The sequence below is a fragment of the Mongoliitalea lutea genome, from assembly GCF_014652135.1.
GTDB classification, from domain to species: domain Bacteria; phylum Bacteroidota; class Bacteroidia; order Cytophagales; family Cyclobacteriaceae; genus Mongoliitalea; species Mongoliitalea lutea.
This window is the reverse complement of sequence record NZ_BMYF01000001.1, coordinates 330856-346405: the sequence shown is the minus strand read 5'-3', so window position 1 is coordinate 346405 and position 15550 is coordinate 330856. Positions and strand designations below refer to the sequence as shown.

Annotated in this window: 17 protein-coding genes; 16 read left to right on the top strand and 1 reads right to left on the bottom strand. The window is 40.5% G+C overall.

Translation table 11 applies throughout. The annotated features are described in order from the left end of the window. Positions 1–163 precede the first annotated feature (163 nt). The 3 genes from IE080_RS01460 (at position 164) to cydB (ending at position 4710) form a co-directional block, all read left to right on the top strand. Positions 164–2068 carry an acetate--CoA ligase gene (locus IE080_RS01460; protein ID WP_189578647.1) on the top strand — a complete coding sequence of 635 codons (1905 nt, stop codon included), beginning with the start codon at positions 164–166 and terminating at the stop codon, positions 2066–2068. A 221-nt stretch (positions 2069–2289) separates the two neighbouring features. Beyond that, on the top strand, positions 2290–3666 hold the full coding sequence (locus IE080_RS01455) for a cytochrome ubiquinol oxidase subunit I (protein WP_189578646.1): 1377 nt from the start codon (positions 2290–2292) through the stop codon (positions 3664–3666). A 6-nt stretch (positions 3667–3672) separates the two neighbouring features. Next, a complete protein-coding gene (gene cydB, locus IE080_RS01450; protein WP_189578645.1) occupies positions 3673–4710 on the top strand; it encodes a cytochrome d ubiquinol oxidase subunit II in 1038 nt (345 codons plus the stop codon). Positions 4711–4855: 145 nt separating this feature from the next. Here cydB and IE080_RS01445 read toward each other — a convergent pair whose 3' ends face one another. Then, positions 4856–5254, bottom strand: coding sequence for an STAS/SEC14 domain-containing protein (locus IE080_RS01445; RefSeq protein ID WP_189578644.1), 399 nt, complete (start codon positions 5252–5254; stop codon positions 4856–4858). A 169-nt stretch (positions 5255–5423) separates the two neighbouring features. On the opposite strand from IE080_RS01445, the gene IE080_RS01440 reads away from it, so the two are divergent. The 13 genes from IE080_RS01440 to IE080_RS01385 all read left to right on the top strand — a co-directional run bounded on the left by IE080_RS01440 (position 5424) and on the right by IE080_RS01385 (position 15535). Then, the gene (locus tag IE080_RS01440; protein WP_189578643.1) at positions 5424–6326 is read left to right on the top strand and encodes an OmpA/MotB family protein; all 903 of its coding nucleotides are present in this window, start codon (positions 5424–5426) and stop codon (positions 6324–6326) included. 210 nt (positions 6327–6536) lie between these two features. After that, positions 6537–7439, top strand: coding sequence for an NAD-dependent epimerase/dehydratase family protein (locus IE080_RS01435; RefSeq protein WP_189578642.1), 903 nt, complete (start codon positions 6537–6539; stop codon positions 7437–7439). Between the two features lie 63 nt (positions 7440–7502). After that, positions 7503–7625, top strand: coding sequence for a hypothetical protein (locus IE080_RS19620; protein WP_262893047.1), 123 nt, complete (start codon positions 7503–7505; stop codon positions 7623–7625). Then, on the top strand, positions 7610–7792 hold the full coding sequence (locus IE080_RS01430; RefSeq protein ID WP_189578641.1) for an alpha-amylase domain-containing protein: 183 nt from the start codon (positions 7610–7612) through the stop codon (positions 7790–7792). Before IE080_RS19620 ends, IE080_RS01430 begins: the two co-directional genes overlap by 16 nt. Before the next feature lie 489 nt (positions 7793–8281). After that, positions 8282–8476 (top strand): hypothetical protein, encoded by a 195-nt coding sequence (locus IE080_RS01425; protein ID WP_229800447.1) that lies wholly within the window; start codon positions 8282–8284, stop codon positions 8474–8476. A gap of 31 nt (positions 8477–8507) precedes the next feature. Next, positions 8508–8714 (top strand): hypothetical protein, encoded by a 207-nt coding sequence (locus tag IE080_RS01420; protein WP_189578640.1) that lies wholly within the window; start codon positions 8508–8510, stop codon positions 8712–8714. Positions 8715–8719: 5 nt separating this feature from the next. Beyond that, positions 8720–9628 carry a helix-turn-helix domain-containing protein gene (locus tag IE080_RS01415; protein WP_229800446.1) on the top strand — a complete coding sequence of 303 codons (909 nt, stop codon included), beginning with the start codon at positions 8720–8722 and terminating at the stop codon, positions 9626–9628. 147 nt (positions 9629–9775) lie between these two features. Beyond that, complete coding sequence (locus IE080_RS01410) at positions 9776–11134, top strand: alpha/beta hydrolase (RefSeq protein WP_189578639.1); 1359 nt, start codon at positions 9776–9778, stop codon at positions 11132–11134. A gap of 201 nt (positions 11135–11335) precedes the next feature. After that, on the top strand, positions 11336–12124 hold the full coding sequence (locus tag IE080_RS01405) for an alpha/beta fold hydrolase (RefSeq protein ID WP_189578637.1): 789 nt from the start codon (positions 11336–11338) through the stop codon (positions 12122–12124). Next, positions 12121–12912, top strand: coding sequence for an alpha/beta fold hydrolase (locus IE080_RS01400; RefSeq protein WP_189578636.1), 792 nt, complete (start codon positions 12121–12123; stop codon positions 12910–12912). The genes IE080_RS01405 and IE080_RS01400 overlap by 4 nt, the downstream gene beginning before the upstream one ends. A gap of 94 nt (positions 12913–13006) precedes the next feature. Next, positions 13007–13765, top strand: coding sequence for a CPBP family intramembrane glutamic endopeptidase (locus IE080_RS01395; RefSeq protein WP_189578634.1), 759 nt, complete (start codon positions 13007–13009; stop codon positions 13763–13765). Then, the gene (locus IE080_RS01390; protein ID WP_189578632.1) at positions 13762–14577 is read left to right on the top strand and encodes a type II CAAX endopeptidase family protein; all 816 of its coding nucleotides are present in this window, start codon (positions 13762–13764) and stop codon (positions 14575–14577) included. Before IE080_RS01395 ends, IE080_RS01390 begins: the two co-directional genes overlap by 4 nt. Positions 14578–14671: 94 nt before the next feature. Continuing rightward, on the top strand, positions 14672–15535 hold the full coding sequence (locus IE080_RS01385) for a LytTR family DNA-binding domain-containing protein (protein ID WP_189578629.1): 864 nt from the start codon (positions 14672–14674) through the stop codon (positions 15533–15535). The last annotated feature ends 15 nt before the right edge of the window (positions 15536–15550 follow it).

Genomic DNA, 15550 nt, shown 5'->3' with positions numbered 1-15550 from the left:
TTTTAAATTAACTTGGATATTGGTTAGTTAAAAAGCTAGGTTTTTTGAATCTATAGCTATTTAGCTTTTTATTATATAACTCCTTCGTTTTTTTGCTTTACCTTAGATTCAGAGAATTTTATCTCCCAAAATAACGTATTAGCACTATTTATTTGCAGTATTAATGGCTTCTATCAATGATTATCAACACTCGCTTGCCAATCCAGAACAGTTTTGGAAAGAAAAAGCTGAGACATTAGCATGGTTTAAATTTCCTGAAAAAATACTTTCCACCAATGAGCAGGGATTTTATCGTTGGTATGAAGGAGGTCAGTTGAATACCTCTTATCTCTGTTTAGATTATCATGTGGAAACAGGTAGGGGTGAACAGGCCGCCTTGATTTATGATTCTCCAGTGACCAATACTATAATGGAGTTTACCTATCGGGAATTACGTGATAAAGTGGCCGTATTTGCAGGGCTGTTGGCTTCCAAGGGAGTGGTTAAAGGAGATACAGTCATTATCTACATGCCAATGGTCCCTGAGGCTGTGGTGGCTATGTTGGCATGTGCTCGTTTGGGTGCTATCCATTCTGTTGTGTTTGGAGGCTTTGCTCCGCATGAATTGGCAATCCGTATCGATGATGCCGAACCAAAGGTGATTGTTTCAGCATCTTGTGGGATTGAATTTGATCGGGTGATTCCCTACAAACCATTAATTGATCAAGCATTGAAAGAGGCTACTTTTGAGCCGGATTATCATATTGTATTACAAAGGCCAATGGCCCTTGCAGAGCTACGCTCTGACCGAGAGGTTGATTGGAATCAAGCTTTGGAATCAGTCGAGCCTCACACCTATGTTCCGGTAGATGCTTGGGATCCTTTGTACATTCTCTATACTTCGGGAACTACGGGGAAACCCAAAGGCATAATCCGTGATAATGGTGGGCATGCGGTAGTCATGAAGTATAGCTTGCAAGCGGTCTATGATACTAATCCAGGAGATGTATTTTGGGCGGCGTCTGATATTGGATGGGCTGTGGGCCATTCTTACATAGTGTATGCTCCTTTGATTTCAGGTTGTACCACCATTTTGTTTGAGGGGAAGCCTATTCGAACTCCGGATGCAGGTACCTTTTGGAGAATTATCGAGCAGCACAAGGTTAAAACCTTTTTCACCGCTCCAACGGCCATCCGTGCGATTAAAAAGGAAGATAGTGAGGGCAAGTTATTTGAAAAGTACGATGTGTCTTCTTTAAAATATTTGTTTGTGGCTGGTGAACGCTGTGATCCTGCTACCTATGAATGGGTCAGTGATTTATTGAAGATTCCGGTGATTGATCATTGGTGGCAAACAGAATCAGGTTCCCCTATGCTGGCGAATATGGCCGGTGTTGGTCTGAAACCTGTTAAACCTGGTTCCTCCTCAACTCCTGTTCCTGGATATGATGTACAAATCATGGGTGAAAACGGGGAGCTGCTTGGACCTAATCAAGAGGGATATGTAGTCATTAAGTTGCCATTAGGTCCTGGTTGTTTCCCTACCTTATGGAAAGATGATGAGCGCTTCAGAAAGGGTTATTTGTCAAAATTTGAAGGGTATTACCTCACCGGAGATGGAGGCTTCAAAGATGATGATAATTACTTCTACATCATGGGGAGGGTAGATGATGTGATCAATGTCAGTGGGCATAGACTTTCTACCGGTGAAATGGAGGAAATTGTAGCAGCCAATACAGTCGTTGCAGAATGTGCCGTGGTAGGTATTGCCGACAAATTGCGTGGACAACGACCAATTGCCTTAGTAGTTTTGAAAGATGGGCGAAATATCAGCAGGGAAGATTTGGAAGCTGAGTTGGTAAAAAGTGTCCGTGAAACAATTGGAGCAATTTCTTACTTTAAAACGGTTGTATTGGTCAAGCGACTACCCAAAACACGCTCTGGAAAAATCCTACGCAAGATTATTCGGAATATTGCTGATGATGTGCCTTTTGATATTCCATCTACAATTGATGATCCGGCGATTTTAACCGAAATCAAAGAGGTGTTAAAATCCCATCAAATCGGTTTGGAGTTTGAGATGGATTAAAGAATTTAGGAATCCGCAATAGCTTAAAGTTATTGCGGGTTTTTTGTATTATGCCTAATATTTTCTTTATCAATTGATAGTTTTTTTAGTTCTATTGGGTTCAATGTGATATTGGTCTCTATGGTTTTATGATATTCATCATACATTTAACGAACCATAGCAATTCATCAAATGAAGTAATGCTATATACGTACCGTTAAAACCTGTGATTATCAAATACCATGGATGTAGAAGTTTTATCCCGGATCCAATTTGCCTTTACCGTTGCTTTTCATTACATCTATCCTCCTCTCAGTATTGGGATAGGCTTATTGATGGTTGTTTTTGAAACAATGTATATCCGAACTAAAAAGAAGGATTATGAAATACTTGCGAAATTTTGGACAAAGATTTTTGCGATCACATTTGGTATAGGTGTTGTCACAGGCATTGTAATGGAATTTGAATTTGGCACCAACTGGGCTACCTATTCCCGCTATGTAGGAGATATATTTGGTAGTGCCTTGGCAGCAGAAGGTATTTTTGCTTTTGCATTGGAAAGCAGTGCCTTAGGTGTGCTGTTATTTGGTTGGAACCGTGTCAAACCATGGGTGCATTTAGTTGCTACTTGGGCTGTTTTTTTAGGATCTATGTTTTCAGCTGTTTGGATAGTCGTCGCAAACTCTTGGCAACAAACACCCGCTGGGTATCACATAGTAGGAGAAGGAATGCAAGCCCGTGCAGAAATTGTGGACTTTTGGGCAATGGTTTTTAACCCTTCATCGGTAGATAGACTTACGCATGTGTGGCTAGGGGCTTTTTTAGCAGGTGCATTTCTTATTTTAAGTGTTCATGCCTATTACATTATCAAGGGTCATTTTGTTGGTCTTTCTATCAAAGCATTCAAGATCACCTTGGTAGTAGCAGTGATTGCTTCTTTAGCCCAATTGTTTACCGGCCATAACTCTGCAGAGGGTGTGGCTGTCAATCAACCAGCAAAACTAGCTGCTTTAGAAGGGCATTATGCTAAAGAAGCTCCAGCAGACCTGTATCTTGTTGGTTGGGTGGATAATGAAACTCAACAAGTCACTGGATTAAAAATCCCTGGAGGCTTATCCTTTATGTTGCATCAGGATTTTGAAGCACCTGTCATCGGTCTTGATGCTTTTGCCAAAGAAGATAGGCCGAGTCAGGTAAATGCGGTATTTCAGTTTTACCATTTGATGGTGGCTATAGGGATGTTTTTGATTGCCTTGAGCCTATTTGCTTTATGGCAGTGGAAGCGGGGTAAATTGTTTGAGAATAAGTGGCTTTTATGGGTTTTTGTATTTACAGCAATCCTTCCACAGCTCGCCAATCAATTTGGCTGGTTTGCAGCCGAAATGGGTAGACAGCCATGGGTAGTCTATGGGTTATTGAGAACTTCTGATGCCCTTTCCAAAAGTGTGCAGGCCAATCAGGTGTTGTTTTCTTTGATATTGTTTTTCATTGTGTATGCAGTGCTTTTTTTGTTATTCATTTATCTGATGAACAAAGCAATTCAAAAAGGACCATCTACTGAGTCCGATCATGGGGAAGGTGGGATCAATAGTCAAATTGCCAGCATTATTTCTAAATAATCAACTATGGAAACTTTATTAGGAATAGATTATCCCACTTGGTGGTTTTTAGTAGTAGGAGCGCTTTTCTCAGGTTATGCGATTTTGGACGGATTTGATTTTGGAGCAGGTGCCTGGCATATTTTCTTTAGAAGGGAGAGTAGTCGGCAGACTGCCCTGAAGGCGATTGATCCAACTTGGCATGGGAATGAAGTATGGTTGGTGATTGGGGGAGGTACGCTTTTTGCTGGTTTTCCGGTATTCTATGGCACCTTGTTTTCGGCAATGTATACGCCATTTATTCTTTTTTTTATGTTTATCATTTTTAGAGGTATTTCTATCAAATTTAGAAACATGGAAGAAATGTCTTGGTGGAGAAGCATGTGGGATTGGAGTTATTCTGTATCAAGTGTAATGTTGGCTTTTCTACTGGGTGTAGTATTGGGTAATATCCTCAATGGAATGCCTCTGGATGAAAATTATGAATATATTGGAGCTGGATTTTTTGAATTTTTAAATCCATTCTCCATATTGGTCGGAATCACTAGTGTTGGTCTTTTCATGATGCATGGGGCTGTCTATTTGTTGTTAAAAACAGAAGGCTCACTTTATTTTAGGATTCAAGGATTTTTAAATAAGGGCATGGCCTTTTTCATCATTTCTTATTTAATCACAACCATTTATGGATTACTTACTTTAGATCATCTCCTGGTAGTTTTTAAGGAGAATCCCATTTTATTCATTGTACCTTTTTTGGTATTTCTAAGTATTGCCAATGTGCCACGTTTGGCAAGTAAAGAAAAATATGGATGGGCATTTGTGTTTACAAGTCTTACGATAGCATTGCTTTTAGTAATTGTTGCATTTGAACTTTATCCACGATTACTATGGTCTAATGGAATAGAGGCGAACAGTATCACTATCTATAATGCAGCAGCATCTACAAAAACCTTAAAAATAATGATGGGCTTTGTTGCTGTCGGCGGACCTTTGGTGTTGTTGTACAGTTATTTTGTGTATAGAACGTTTTGGGGGAGGGTCAATTCTGAATCTGAGGGGTATTGATATTTGGGTTGAACTTCTCTAATTGCTGGGCATCGGGCATGCGGCACTGTTTCAGAGCCCTCAAGCTAAAATCATTTTCAATAATTTTTTAAAAAGTAGAACTGAGTAGGAAGCTTGCTTATAAAAGTTTTATGGGGCTTATCTTTTAAGCTAAATTTTTAGATAAAGCTGATTTAATCCATACTTGGGCCTCATCTATATTTTCACAAATCTGATAAGGGACTGGCTGCTTTTGAATTGAAAATATGACTCGTAAAATGGATCGAACAGCTGCGCTGGGGATAACGTAGGCTGTTCCAAGGCAGTATGCTTCCATTAATCCTTTATTTTCTTTGAGCCAAGCAGCTTGCATTTGTTGATGTTTCAGTGAAGGAAGTGATGCGTTAGTTGCATCAAAAATAATTCCTAGCTTTTCTTTGTGTCTGTAGCAATTCTTATTTTCTTGTAAGTAGGCTATGAAATTTTCATCCGTACTTTTTGCGCCTGTAAACTGTATAGTTATCAGGGGAAATGCTGACTCATCAATAATTGCATATTTTTCCATAGGGGTTTAACAGCGGAAAGCCTAAAGAGTTTACTCCTATTTTTTTTGGCATGGAATTTTCTCCTTCTTAGAATCTATTTTGGATAATTATTTCCAAAGACTAGCCTAACTGAAATCATACATTTCCGTTAACAATCATTGAAAAATTTACTTCGAAATTAAAGTATTTATGCAAAAACTACATGCCTTAGCACTAATGGGTGGCTTTCTTATGTTAGCTGCCTCCTCCTGCGCTCCTGTCTACCGATGCGGAGACCGTGTACCAGATAAACTGCCTGGAGGTAAACGGCTGAAAGCAGTCATCATCGAACGGGATGAGCTTTGTACCAACCTTGCCATCAGTGAATCCGAAAATGCAGATCTCACTGCAAGACTCAATGAAAGCACTGAACAAAATCAGACGCTCCGACAAGAATTTAACGATTTAAGGGGGCTCTATGATGATTTGAGAAATGAAAATGTCTCTCAAGCTCAGCAGTTCAATACTGCTCTTCAACAAAAATCCAATGAGCTGAATGAAAAAGAACGTTTATTACTCGAGCGAGAAAATGCTTTGCGGGAAATGCAGCAAATTATTGCCCGTCAGGATTCTATCACCCAACGCCTGAATGACATTGTAAGAAATGCCTTACTTGGTTTTAATTCCGATGAGCTGACGGTAGAAGTCAGAAATGGGAAAGTATATGTATCCATGTCAGATAAACTTTTGTTCAGGTCTGGAAGTGCGGATGTAGAGCAAAAAGGAAGACAAGCTATCCGTGTATTGGGTGATGTCTTGAATAAAAATGAAGAAATCGATGTCTTGGTGGAAGGCCACACCGATAATGTTCCCATAAGAACAGCCCGATTTAGAGACAATTGGGATCTGAGTGTGGTAAGAGCGACATCTATCGTAAGGATTCTTACAGATGAACACAGCATTTCCCCAAATAGAGTGACTGCTTCCGGTAAGGGAGAGTTTATGCCTAGAGCTTCCAACGATACAGCAGATGGAAGAGCACTCAACAGACGCACGGAGATCATTTTGTCTCCGAAGCTGGATGAGTTGATGAAGATTTTGACTGGGAATTAATCCCTAGGTTCTCTAATCGACTTTGTGTCTTGTTGTCTGGAAGGTAATCTTTTTAGAATTTCCACGAGGGCATCAAGGCACAAAGCTTTTTTTAACGGGAAGAATTGATTTTGCTAAAATTCATAGTTCCTTTTTGGGTATTTTTAAATCATTTTTAAACTTTGTTGGGGTTATTTTTGTAATCAACTCAACCAACAAATCATCGGAATCATGAGAATATTCTTTACTGGAGGATCTGGAAAAGCTGGTAAACATGCCATACAGTATTTATTGGATCAAGGGCATCAGGTATTAAATGTAGATTTAAAACCTGTAGATATCCCCGGTGTCAATACATTGATAGCTGATATTACAGATTCCGGTCAAATGTTCAACGCCATGACTTCCTACACTTGGTTTGATGAATTGGAGGCAGGCACAGGAGTTCCCAAATTTGATGCGGTAGTGCATTTTGCTGCTGTACCAAGAATTTTGATTAATCCTGACAATGAAACTTTCCGTGTCAATACGGTTGGAACTTACAACGTGATAGAGGCTGCTGTGAAGCTGGAGATTAAAAAAATCATCATCGCTTCATCGGAGACCACCTATGGGATTTGTTTTTCAGATGGGCAGACCAATCCAAAATCCTTGCCTTTGGAGGAAGATTATGATGTAGATCCAATGGATAGCTATGGCCTTTCCAAAGTAGTCAATGAGCAGACTGCCAGAAGTTTTCAGCGTCGCTCAGGAGTTGATATTTATGCTTTGAGAATTGGTAATGTGATAGAACCGCATGAATATGAGACACTTTTCCCATACTACTTCAAGCACCCTGAAGTTAGGAGAAGAAATGCTTTTTGTTATATAGATGCCCGAGATTTAGGTCAGATTGTGGATTTATGCCTACAAAAAGATGGCTTAGGCTATCAAGTGTTTAATGCAGGGAATGATCACAACGGAGCAATTATTCCAAGTAAAGAATTAGCAGAGCGGTTTTTTCCTGGAGTTCCCCTTACACGAGATATAAAAGAGCATGAAGCACTTTTTTCCAATCGTAAGATCAGGGAAGTCCTAGGATTCAAAGAACAACATAACTGGAGGATGTATGTGGAAGGGATGATGAAGAAATAAAGCTAAACTTTAAATTTCTTTTTAAAACCTGCTTAAGTATATGTCAAACACGTATATGTCAATATGCCAGAAAATAACGGTGCTATGATCCAATACTTCCACTGGTATACGCCAGCGGATGGGAGTTGGTGGAAGGAATTGGAAAAATATGCTTCTGATCTGTCCAAGGCATGGCTGTCCTTTTAAGTAATGGGATGGATGGAACCAAAAATATGGAGACGGGTGCACCTAATACTACTTATTTCGATATCACCGTTCATATCGCTGAGCTTATTACTACCAATGATGATGGATGGGTAAAATTGCAATGCAAGGCCAACTCAGTTTCTGTCTGGGTTCCAAAACAAGATTAATTTGGTATTAGAGATTTAAGTATTTTTATGGGTTGTTCGGGATTAGCAATCCCGAACTCCGGATAAATAGGAATTATAATCCTCTTTTAAAAATATACCAATTAACCTGGGGGAAACCTTATAACCCTGCGCTACCGCAAAAAGTCCTGCAATCTCCAAGCTTGTATATGCTTGATGCCTTGATTTGATGGTAATTTCATATCATCCAGTGATACAACAAAATTTTCGTCCATACTCGAAAAATTTTATTCGATTACATAAATCTCCGAATATACTCGAAAAATTTTAGTGGCTTAAATCCTGCTGCCTTGGTACAAGCCTTCTATTGGGTATTTGCCATTCCAAACTCCGGATAAAGTGGATTTGCGGTCCTCCTATTTCAAACCATTTTAAAATTGAAATTCCCTGTCCTGTCTCCTTACTTTTTTTATATTTATAGAATGAACAAAACATTCAACCTAAGCTTACTCCAAACTGCCCTGGGAAAAATTGTGGATTCCAAGAATTCTGTTCCCCTTCAAATACCCTGGGGAAATACTTGGATTCTGGGGACAGACAGGCACTTTTGCTTTTTACAACCCTAAAACAGATTTGTATTTCTGTGGCGCTACCAATCAGGTCAATGGTAAAGGACACCGAAAAGCCACAGGGCTGATGATAGACACCATAAAAAGCATGCTTTGAAACTGAATTTTGGACAAAAATCAATTGAATTATGGAAAAGCTTGTTCCATTATTTCTGCTTCCTCTTTTCTGGAGCCAATCGTTCGCTCAGTCCCATCAGGTATTAACTTCAGATGGCGAATTGCTCTACATTACGGTTAAAGGCAATGGGATGCCCTGTTTGTATTTGCATGGGGGACCTGGAAGCGGAAGTTGGTGGCTGGAAAAATTTATGGGTGAGGAATTGTCGAACTTTTAACCAATATGGGAGAGGGCTTTCAAATACCGATTTATAGAGACTTTAATGAATATTACGAGGCGGCAAACACCTGCATGCGCGCTAGGGATAAGGAATTCCATGCTTTTAGATTTTCAGATTTGGGAGAGGATATTGTACCTTCCATGGGGCCATTTAGTGTAGGCTTCTTCCAAATTGCTATCGGTAGCGAACTGGCGGCTGAAGTTGGTGTATTTGATTTGAAAGAAGACATCCAAGAGTTTACAATGGTAATTTATTTACCGGGACAAATTTTGTATTGGGAGAAAAAAGGGATTTGGGATGGATATGTCATTCATGTCAAAGAGCCCTTTTTACATTTGGATAATATCAGCCATTTGACAGAAAGTTTTGGTTTTCTCCATAGTGTCAAGCCCTTGGTTGTTTCCTTAAATAGGGAACAATATGAATTGATGGGCCAATTTTTTGAATTGATCCTTAAGGAGGGAACACCTTTTAATGAAGAAAGTAGATTAGTAGTGCGCAATCTGCTGCAGGTAATTGTAGTATACATCAATAGAATTGTCTCTAAAAATAACCCACATGGAGATTATACCGAGTTGCAGTACCACAAAATAGCAACAAAATTCAAGGCTTTAGTGATAGAACATTTCATAAACGAAAAATCAGTTGGGTTTTATGGAAACTCATTGGGCATTAGTACCTCTTACTTGGCGGATGCTGTTAAAAAGGTTTTTCAGACCACACCCAAAAACATCATCAATGAAATCACCTATTTACACGCCAAGACCCTGTTGTCCTCCACAGACATGGGTATTAAAGAGCTTGCTTGGACGCTTAACTTTGATGATTATAGCCATTTTGTCAAATTTTTCAAAAAAATGAGCGGGCTAACCCCTGCAGCTTTTCGGAAAACCTTGAAAAAAGAGGGCTAGCGATTTTTCAACATTTTTTTACTTCAACATCACTTTAGCTCTACCTGATTTTTTACCAAAATCCCACCCTGTTTTTCCCATTAAATCTAGCTGTAATTATTGAAATTTACAGTAAATCAATGAGTTGAACACTTAAACCCCACTACGATGAAAGCGCAAACGATAAACAACCCGGCAGTAAAAAGTACCACTCCAGCGGTACCCAAACACAATAAGCCTTTGGTCGGAAGGATGAAGTTTTACTACAAAAACCCGATTGTAGATGCCTACTTTTCTTACCTACTTGCTTTTGGTGCAAGAGGAGGAGCGGATGTAGGTGAAGCATTTGCCGCCGTCAGCAATGTCAGTCAATACGATACGGAAGCTTGGGTACGGGAACTGACCAAAGTGGCAGACCTCGCAGAAAAGGATGCAGAAAGAAGCTTCTCCCGTGGACATTTTATCACTGCCAGAGAAACTTTCCTAAGGGTGTATTACCTCAACAGGGCCGCCCTGTTTAACCTTAGTCCTGTCAAAGAAACCAAGCGTTATAGTGAGATTCTGGACCATGCAGTCGCAAATTTCAGAAAGGCTGCTGCCTTATTCAATCCTCCTATAGAACCTATTGAAATTGATTTCGAAGGAAAGAAGTTGAGGGGTTATTTTATGAAACCTGACAACAGCAATGTCAAAAGGCCTACCATTTACAATGTAGGAGGAGGAGAGTCCTTTAGTGAGGACATGTGTTTCCTTTTTGGGATTGGAGATCAGGAGCGTGGTTACAATGTCATCACGGTAGACCTTCCCGGGATGGGCAATACAGCCATTCAAGGAATGAAAATGGAGCCTACCATGGAAAAGCCCGTCAGTAAAGTGATTGATTACTTAGAAAGCCGGCCTGATGTGGACATGGATAAATTGGCAGTCTTTGGCCCAAGTTTGGGAGGATATACTGTGGCCAGGGCAGCAGCCCATGACAAGCGTATCAAAGCAATGATTGCCAACAGCATCATTTTGAACCAATATGAGTACTTGGTTCAGGCCAAGGAGCTGAAGGTTTTGGCCAAATATGAAAACTTTCCCTTATTTAAAATGATTACCAGGCTATTTGGTTCCTGGTTGGCCGGTCTGTTTAATTTCATGGACATTTACAAATGGAGATGGCAGGTAAATACGATTCAGGAATGGTTGGATGCCTGTAAGGAATTTACGGTAGACCCTTCGGATATTTGCTGCCCCAGTCTTTTATTGGTAGGTGAGGATGAGTTGGCCTACTCGGCTACCGATGGATTTATAGCAGATGCCATGCAAAAGATCAAAAACCCCAAAGTGGATTTGGTGATCGGCAAAGGTGATCAAGGCGCTTCAGGCAAAAACATGCTACCCAATGTTACCCTGATACGCCATACAGTTTTTGATTGGTTGGATGAAGTTTTCCAAAAAAATGATGAGGAACGCTTAAAAATGAATAAACAACATAATTCAATAAATGGTAAAATTGACCTCATGCGTCGTGTTGGAGCATAGTTCTCCTATTAAATAGTTTTAAAAAAGGGGGAGCTTTCCTTTTGGCTTTTTTAACCAAGAGAGGTCTTCCTTTAACTCCTTATTTACCTTAATTTAGCTACATTTTTGGACGTAAATTTCACCAATAAAACTGATTTTTGTCATTTTTTAAACCAGAGCTTTAGGTGAATTTTGTGTTTTAAATGTCCACATCGAATTACAATGATCATAAATACCATTCAACTTGAGTACAGCATTAGGGGAAAAGAGAACCAAGAAACCATTCTTTTTGTACATGGGGCGGGGGGAAGCATGATCCAATTTCAGCGACAACAGGAATTTTTCTCGGAACAATACAAGGTAGTGCTGATATCCCTTAGGGGACATGGGGATTCTCCAAAGCCGATACCCAATACCACTGAGCAATATGCCTTAACCCTTTTTGCTGAGGATATTATCCAATTGATCAAAGACCTGGATTTGGTGCGCATCCATTTTGTCGGAAATTCTGCTGGAGGGGTATTAGGTTTCTTAGTAGTCAGCCAAACGGCTGAGAGGTTCGCAAGCTTGACCACTTTCGGTACTACCGGACAAATGAAATTCCCCAAGTTTTTGGCTCCTGTATTCAGAGGTTTCGATGCCTTGATGCTCCGTTATTTTAAAAATTGGTACCTGAATCTGATGGCTGACCAAACCGCCATGAATGCATCCGCAAAAGAAGTGTGCTTACAAATGTTTGTAAAGGCAGTGGCTGCCATTCCCCATTTCAGGTATAATTTGGTAAATTATGATTTCACGGGTTTCATATCCCAAAGTACTGTGCCATACACCTTGATCAGGTGTGAGTTTGACAAAGGGATCAATGGGATGTTAAAGTCAACGCTAAAGGCTATTGAGGCCAATCCATCAGCAAAGGTGATTGACTTAAATGGGGTCGGCCATGTGGGCAATCTCGACAACCCTACGGCTTTCAATAATTGCTTAAAGGACATCTTAAACAAGCTACCATGAAGAAAGGAATCATTTCAAGCGCTTACGGAGATATCCATTATAAACTGTCAGGTATAGACTCTGGTCCTACTTTGGTATTTATTCATGGAGTAGGGATGGATCATTTTACTTTCCAAGAACAGCTTACATCCTTAGAGCAGCATTCCAAGGTTTTGGTTTGGGATTTACCGGGCCATGGTGCTTCCACTTTGGAAAATTACCACAAGCGCTTCACTGAATTGTCTGCAGAATGTTTGAATGAGCTGATGGAGGCCTTACAAATTTCCCAGGCAGTTTTGGTGGGTCAGTCCCTGGGCAGTATGGTGACCCAGCATTTCCAACTCAACTTTCCGGGAAAAGTGATGGCTGTGGTACACGCCCCTGGAATTGAACTGAAATCACATATGGGTAAATGGGTCAAAATGCTGGTTCCCATTTTTATCTTTTTGATGGGCTTGATACCTGAGAAAATGTTCTGTAGCTCTTTTGGGAAACACAGGGCAGTAAAAAAGGAAGTTCAGGACTATTTAGCCAGTACAATAGGGAAAATCGGGAAGAAGTTAGCATTGAAAATCACCGCTGACATGTGCTATGATTTGATAGACCCTTCGCCCAACCCCCCCAAGGTCCCCCTCTTGATAATTTATGGGGAAAAAGATTTAGCTTTTATCAGAAATGCTTCCAAAGCTTGGCATAAAAAGGAACCCTCCAGCCAATGTGCTGAAATCCCCAATGCCAACCATATTGCCAGTCAGGATAATCCTAAACATTTTAACAAAACATTGAAAGCTTTTTTGGAAGGTTTGTAAACCATTAGAAAGACCTGACAGGTTTCCTGTACTATCCACAAATAATATCTATTAGTATCCAATATCAATCAATATCTTCAATTCCCCAGCATCCATGAATTCAAAAAAGTTTTATCTCGGGCTAAGTTTATTTTTCCTTGGTCTTTTGGGCATGTTGTCCATGTTGACGGTGGATTTTCCATTACCTGAGGAAATGCAATCTATTTTGGAGGAACAGTTTACTCCATCCCAAATCCAATGGCTGATCTTGATCAACCCCACTATCATCATGTTGATAGCAGTTATTGTGGGGACCCTTCTCTACCAAAAGGTAAGCCTTAGTGTTCCCATCCTCGAAAAGATGGTCGGCCTAAAAGAAGATTCCCCCCAAACCCGCGAAATACTGATCTATGGGATTCTCGGAGGATTACTTACAGGAATTGTATTGGGATTACTTGGGCTAATTGGTAGAGGCTTGGTACCTTCCGAATTTGAACAACTCACCGCAAACATTCAACTTACTTTAGCCGCCAGGTTCCTATATGGTGGCATCACGGAAGAAATCCTAATGCGTTTTGGATTGATGACTTTGCTGGTCTGGATAGCGGCAAAGATTTTTAGGGGGACCAAACCTTTGGCTTATTGGATAGGAATCACCTTGGCAGCGCTCCTCTTCGCCCTAGGCCATTTCCCTATAGTTTTTCAGTCAGTAGATCATCCTAGCAGTATCATGCTTGCTTATGTCCTTATCGGCAATTCGCTAGGGGGTCTTGTTTTCGGATGGCTGTACTGGAAAAAAGGTCTGGAGAGTGCTTTTCTGGCCCATATTTTTGCTCATGTGGGCATGGTTGTTCTTGAAAAAATTTACTTATGAAGCCAGAGATATCAAATAATAAATCCATTCCCATCCGGTTCTTTGTAATCACCTTTTTATGGTCATGGCTACTTTGGTTGCCTTTTGTTTTGGGCGGATTGGGTATCTGGGACTGGGACGAAAACCTTAGAAGTATTTTGAGTATGCCTACAATCATTTTGGGGGCATTTGGTCCTGGCATCGCAGCGGTTTATTCTATCAGGACCCTCCAAGGGAAATCATCAGTTAAACCCTTTCTCTGGTCATTTCTCTCTTTCAAATTTGGTTGGAAAGTATGGCTGATCATTTTCGGGGCTATGGGAATGGCCAATTTTTTGGCTTGGTACTTACCGGGATTTTTCGGCTATGAGCGCTTGCCCATGCTGCTGCCCACCATTTTGGTTTTCCCGATTTACTGGCTGGTCATGGTCTTTTTTGGTGGAGGCCAAGAGGAGATAGGTTGGCGTGGCTACATCATGCCTTACTTGGAATCCAGGTATGGCATTTGGTTGGGGAATATCATCTTGGGAATCATTTGGACCTTGTGGCATGCCCCCCTCTGGTTTATTCCGGATTCCTTTCAGGTCTTTATGCCATTTCCTGCCTTTCTGATCGGATGTCTCGGCTTGTCCTTTTTCTTTTCTTGGGTAGTAAAAGCCTCTAAAAACAAACCCTTATCTGCCCTGGTAGCACACGGAACCTCCAATGCGATGTTGCCCGTTTTCCCCAGTTTGGTCCTGGCTTCAGAAGTTTTCCAGTTCCATTTTTGGATTTTGGAGATTTTGTATTTGCTTATTGGTATAGTTGCTTTGGCATCACTAAAAAAACAATGAAAATATGCTTGTTTACCTTAAATTCAGCCTGCTATTCGGTTTGCTTTCTGCCTGGTTATTATTTTAATTGTGAAAGATTTGCTTCTTTTCCATCATGCAGTCCAACTGGTTAAAAAAAGAAATCCCCCAAAACTTTTTACTACAAAAGCCCTGGGCCGCTTTTGCGGCGGTTACTGTTTTTGGTTTGTTGTTCATGATCATTTACAGTCCATTTGCCAGTGGACAGGAAGCGGAAGGAAGAATGGTTGGAAAATTGATGGTATATGGCTTATTGGTTGGTGCTTCCGCTTTTTTGGCAACCTGGGCAATTGTGCACCCATTGCTCTCCAAAAAAGGAAGCTTTTGGAATATTGGCAAAGAACTCTTGGCTTTTGCAGTGGTTTTGTTGGCCATGGGCCTGACCATCTATTTTGCTGCCTTTTTGCTGGAGCCCTCAGCCGATCGCTGGAACTTGCCCACATTCCTTGACTCCTTCAAATATGCTGTTTTCATTTGTTTTCTTCCTTATGTCTTTTTCAGCCTGATCCATTTCCCTTTTTGGTTCAGTAATCTGCCTGTGCAGGAAGAATTTTTCAAACGCCTCCCCATGGAAAGGGCCGAACATGAACCCCTGATCAATATCAGCTCCAAACTCAAAAAAGAATCCCTGGATTTTTATCTTTCCGAACTCCTTTGTATCAGCTCTGAAGGGAACTATGTGGTTTTCTATTTGCAAAAAGCGGATAAACTGCAGAAAAAAATCATCCGAAACAGCATGAATGAAGTTGAAGTACAACTTCAAGGTCACGCTTGTCTGTTAAGGGTACACCGGGCTTTTTTAGTCAATCTCAAAAAAATCACCCATAAAAAGGGAAATGCATTGGGTTACCGGCTCCGCCTCCATGGACTGGATATGGAAGTTCCCGTTTCACGTAATAAAGTCAAGGATTTTGAGGAAAAAATGGCTGAATTTCACTAATCCATTTATCCCAAA

What these genes read in the sequence shown, in the direction of transcription:
- IE080_RS01460 (WP_189578647.1), top strand. Translation starts at nt 164, where the DNA reads ATGGCTTCTATCAATGATTATCAACACTCGCTTGCCAATCCAGAACAG.
- IE080_RS01420 (WP_189578640.1), top strand. Translation starts at nt 8,508, where the DNA reads ATGGAAAAGCTTGTTCCATTATTTCTGCTTCCTCTTTTCTGGAGCCAA.
- IE080_RS01390 (WP_189578632.1), top strand. Translation starts at nt 13,762, where the DNA reads ATGAAGCCAGAGATATCAAATAATAAATCCATTCCCATCCGGTTCTTT.
- cydB (WP_189578645.1), top strand. Translation starts at nt 3,673, where the DNA reads ATGGAAACTTTATTAGGAATAGATTATCCCACTTGGTGGTTTTTAGTA.
- IE080_RS01385 (WP_189578629.1), top strand. Translation starts at nt 14,672, where the DNA reads ATGCAGTCCAACTGGTTAAAAAAAGAAATCCCCCAAAACTTTTTACTA.
- IE080_RS19620 (WP_262893047.1), top strand. Translation starts at nt 7,503, where the DNA reads ATGCCAGAAAATAACGGTGCTATGATCCAATACTTCCACTGGTATACG.
- IE080_RS01435 (WP_189578642.1), top strand. Translation starts at nt 6,537, where the DNA reads ATGAGAATATTCTTTACTGGAGGATCTGGAAAAGCTGGTAAACATGCC.
- IE080_RS01455 (WP_189578646.1), top strand. Translation starts at nt 2,290, where the DNA reads ATGGATGTAGAAGTTTTATCCCGGATCCAATTTGCCTTTACCGTTGCT.
- IE080_RS01415 (WP_229800446.1), top strand. Translation starts at nt 8,720, where the DNA reads ATGGGAGAGGGCTTTCAAATACCGATTTATAGAGACTTTAATGAATAT.
- IE080_RS01440 (WP_189578643.1), top strand. Translation starts at nt 5,424, where the DNA reads ATGCAAAAACTACATGCCTTAGCACTAATGGGTGGCTTTCTTATGTTA.
- IE080_RS01430 (WP_189578641.1), top strand. Translation starts at nt 7,610, where the DNA reads ATGGCTGTCCTTTTAAGTAATGGGATGGATGGAACCAAAAATATGGAG.
- IE080_RS01395 (WP_189578634.1), top strand. Translation starts at nt 13,007, where the DNA reads ATGAATTCAAAAAAGTTTTATCTCGGGCTAAGTTTATTTTTCCTTGGT.
- IE080_RS01400 (WP_189578636.1), top strand. Translation starts at nt 12,121, where the DNA reads ATGAAGAAAGGAATCATTTCAAGCGCTTACGGAGATATCCATTATAAA.
- IE080_RS01445 (WP_189578644.1), bottom strand. Translation starts at nt 5,254, where the DNA reads ATGGAAAAATATGCAATTATTGATGAGTCAGCATTTCCCCTGATAACT.
- IE080_RS01405 (WP_189578637.1), top strand. Translation starts at nt 11,336, where the DNA reads ATGATCATAAATACCATTCAACTTGAGTACAGCATTAGGGGAAAAGAG.
- IE080_RS01410 (WP_189578639.1), top strand. Translation starts at nt 9,776, where the DNA reads ATGAAAGCGCAAACGATAAACAACCCGGCAGTAAAAAGTACCACTCCA.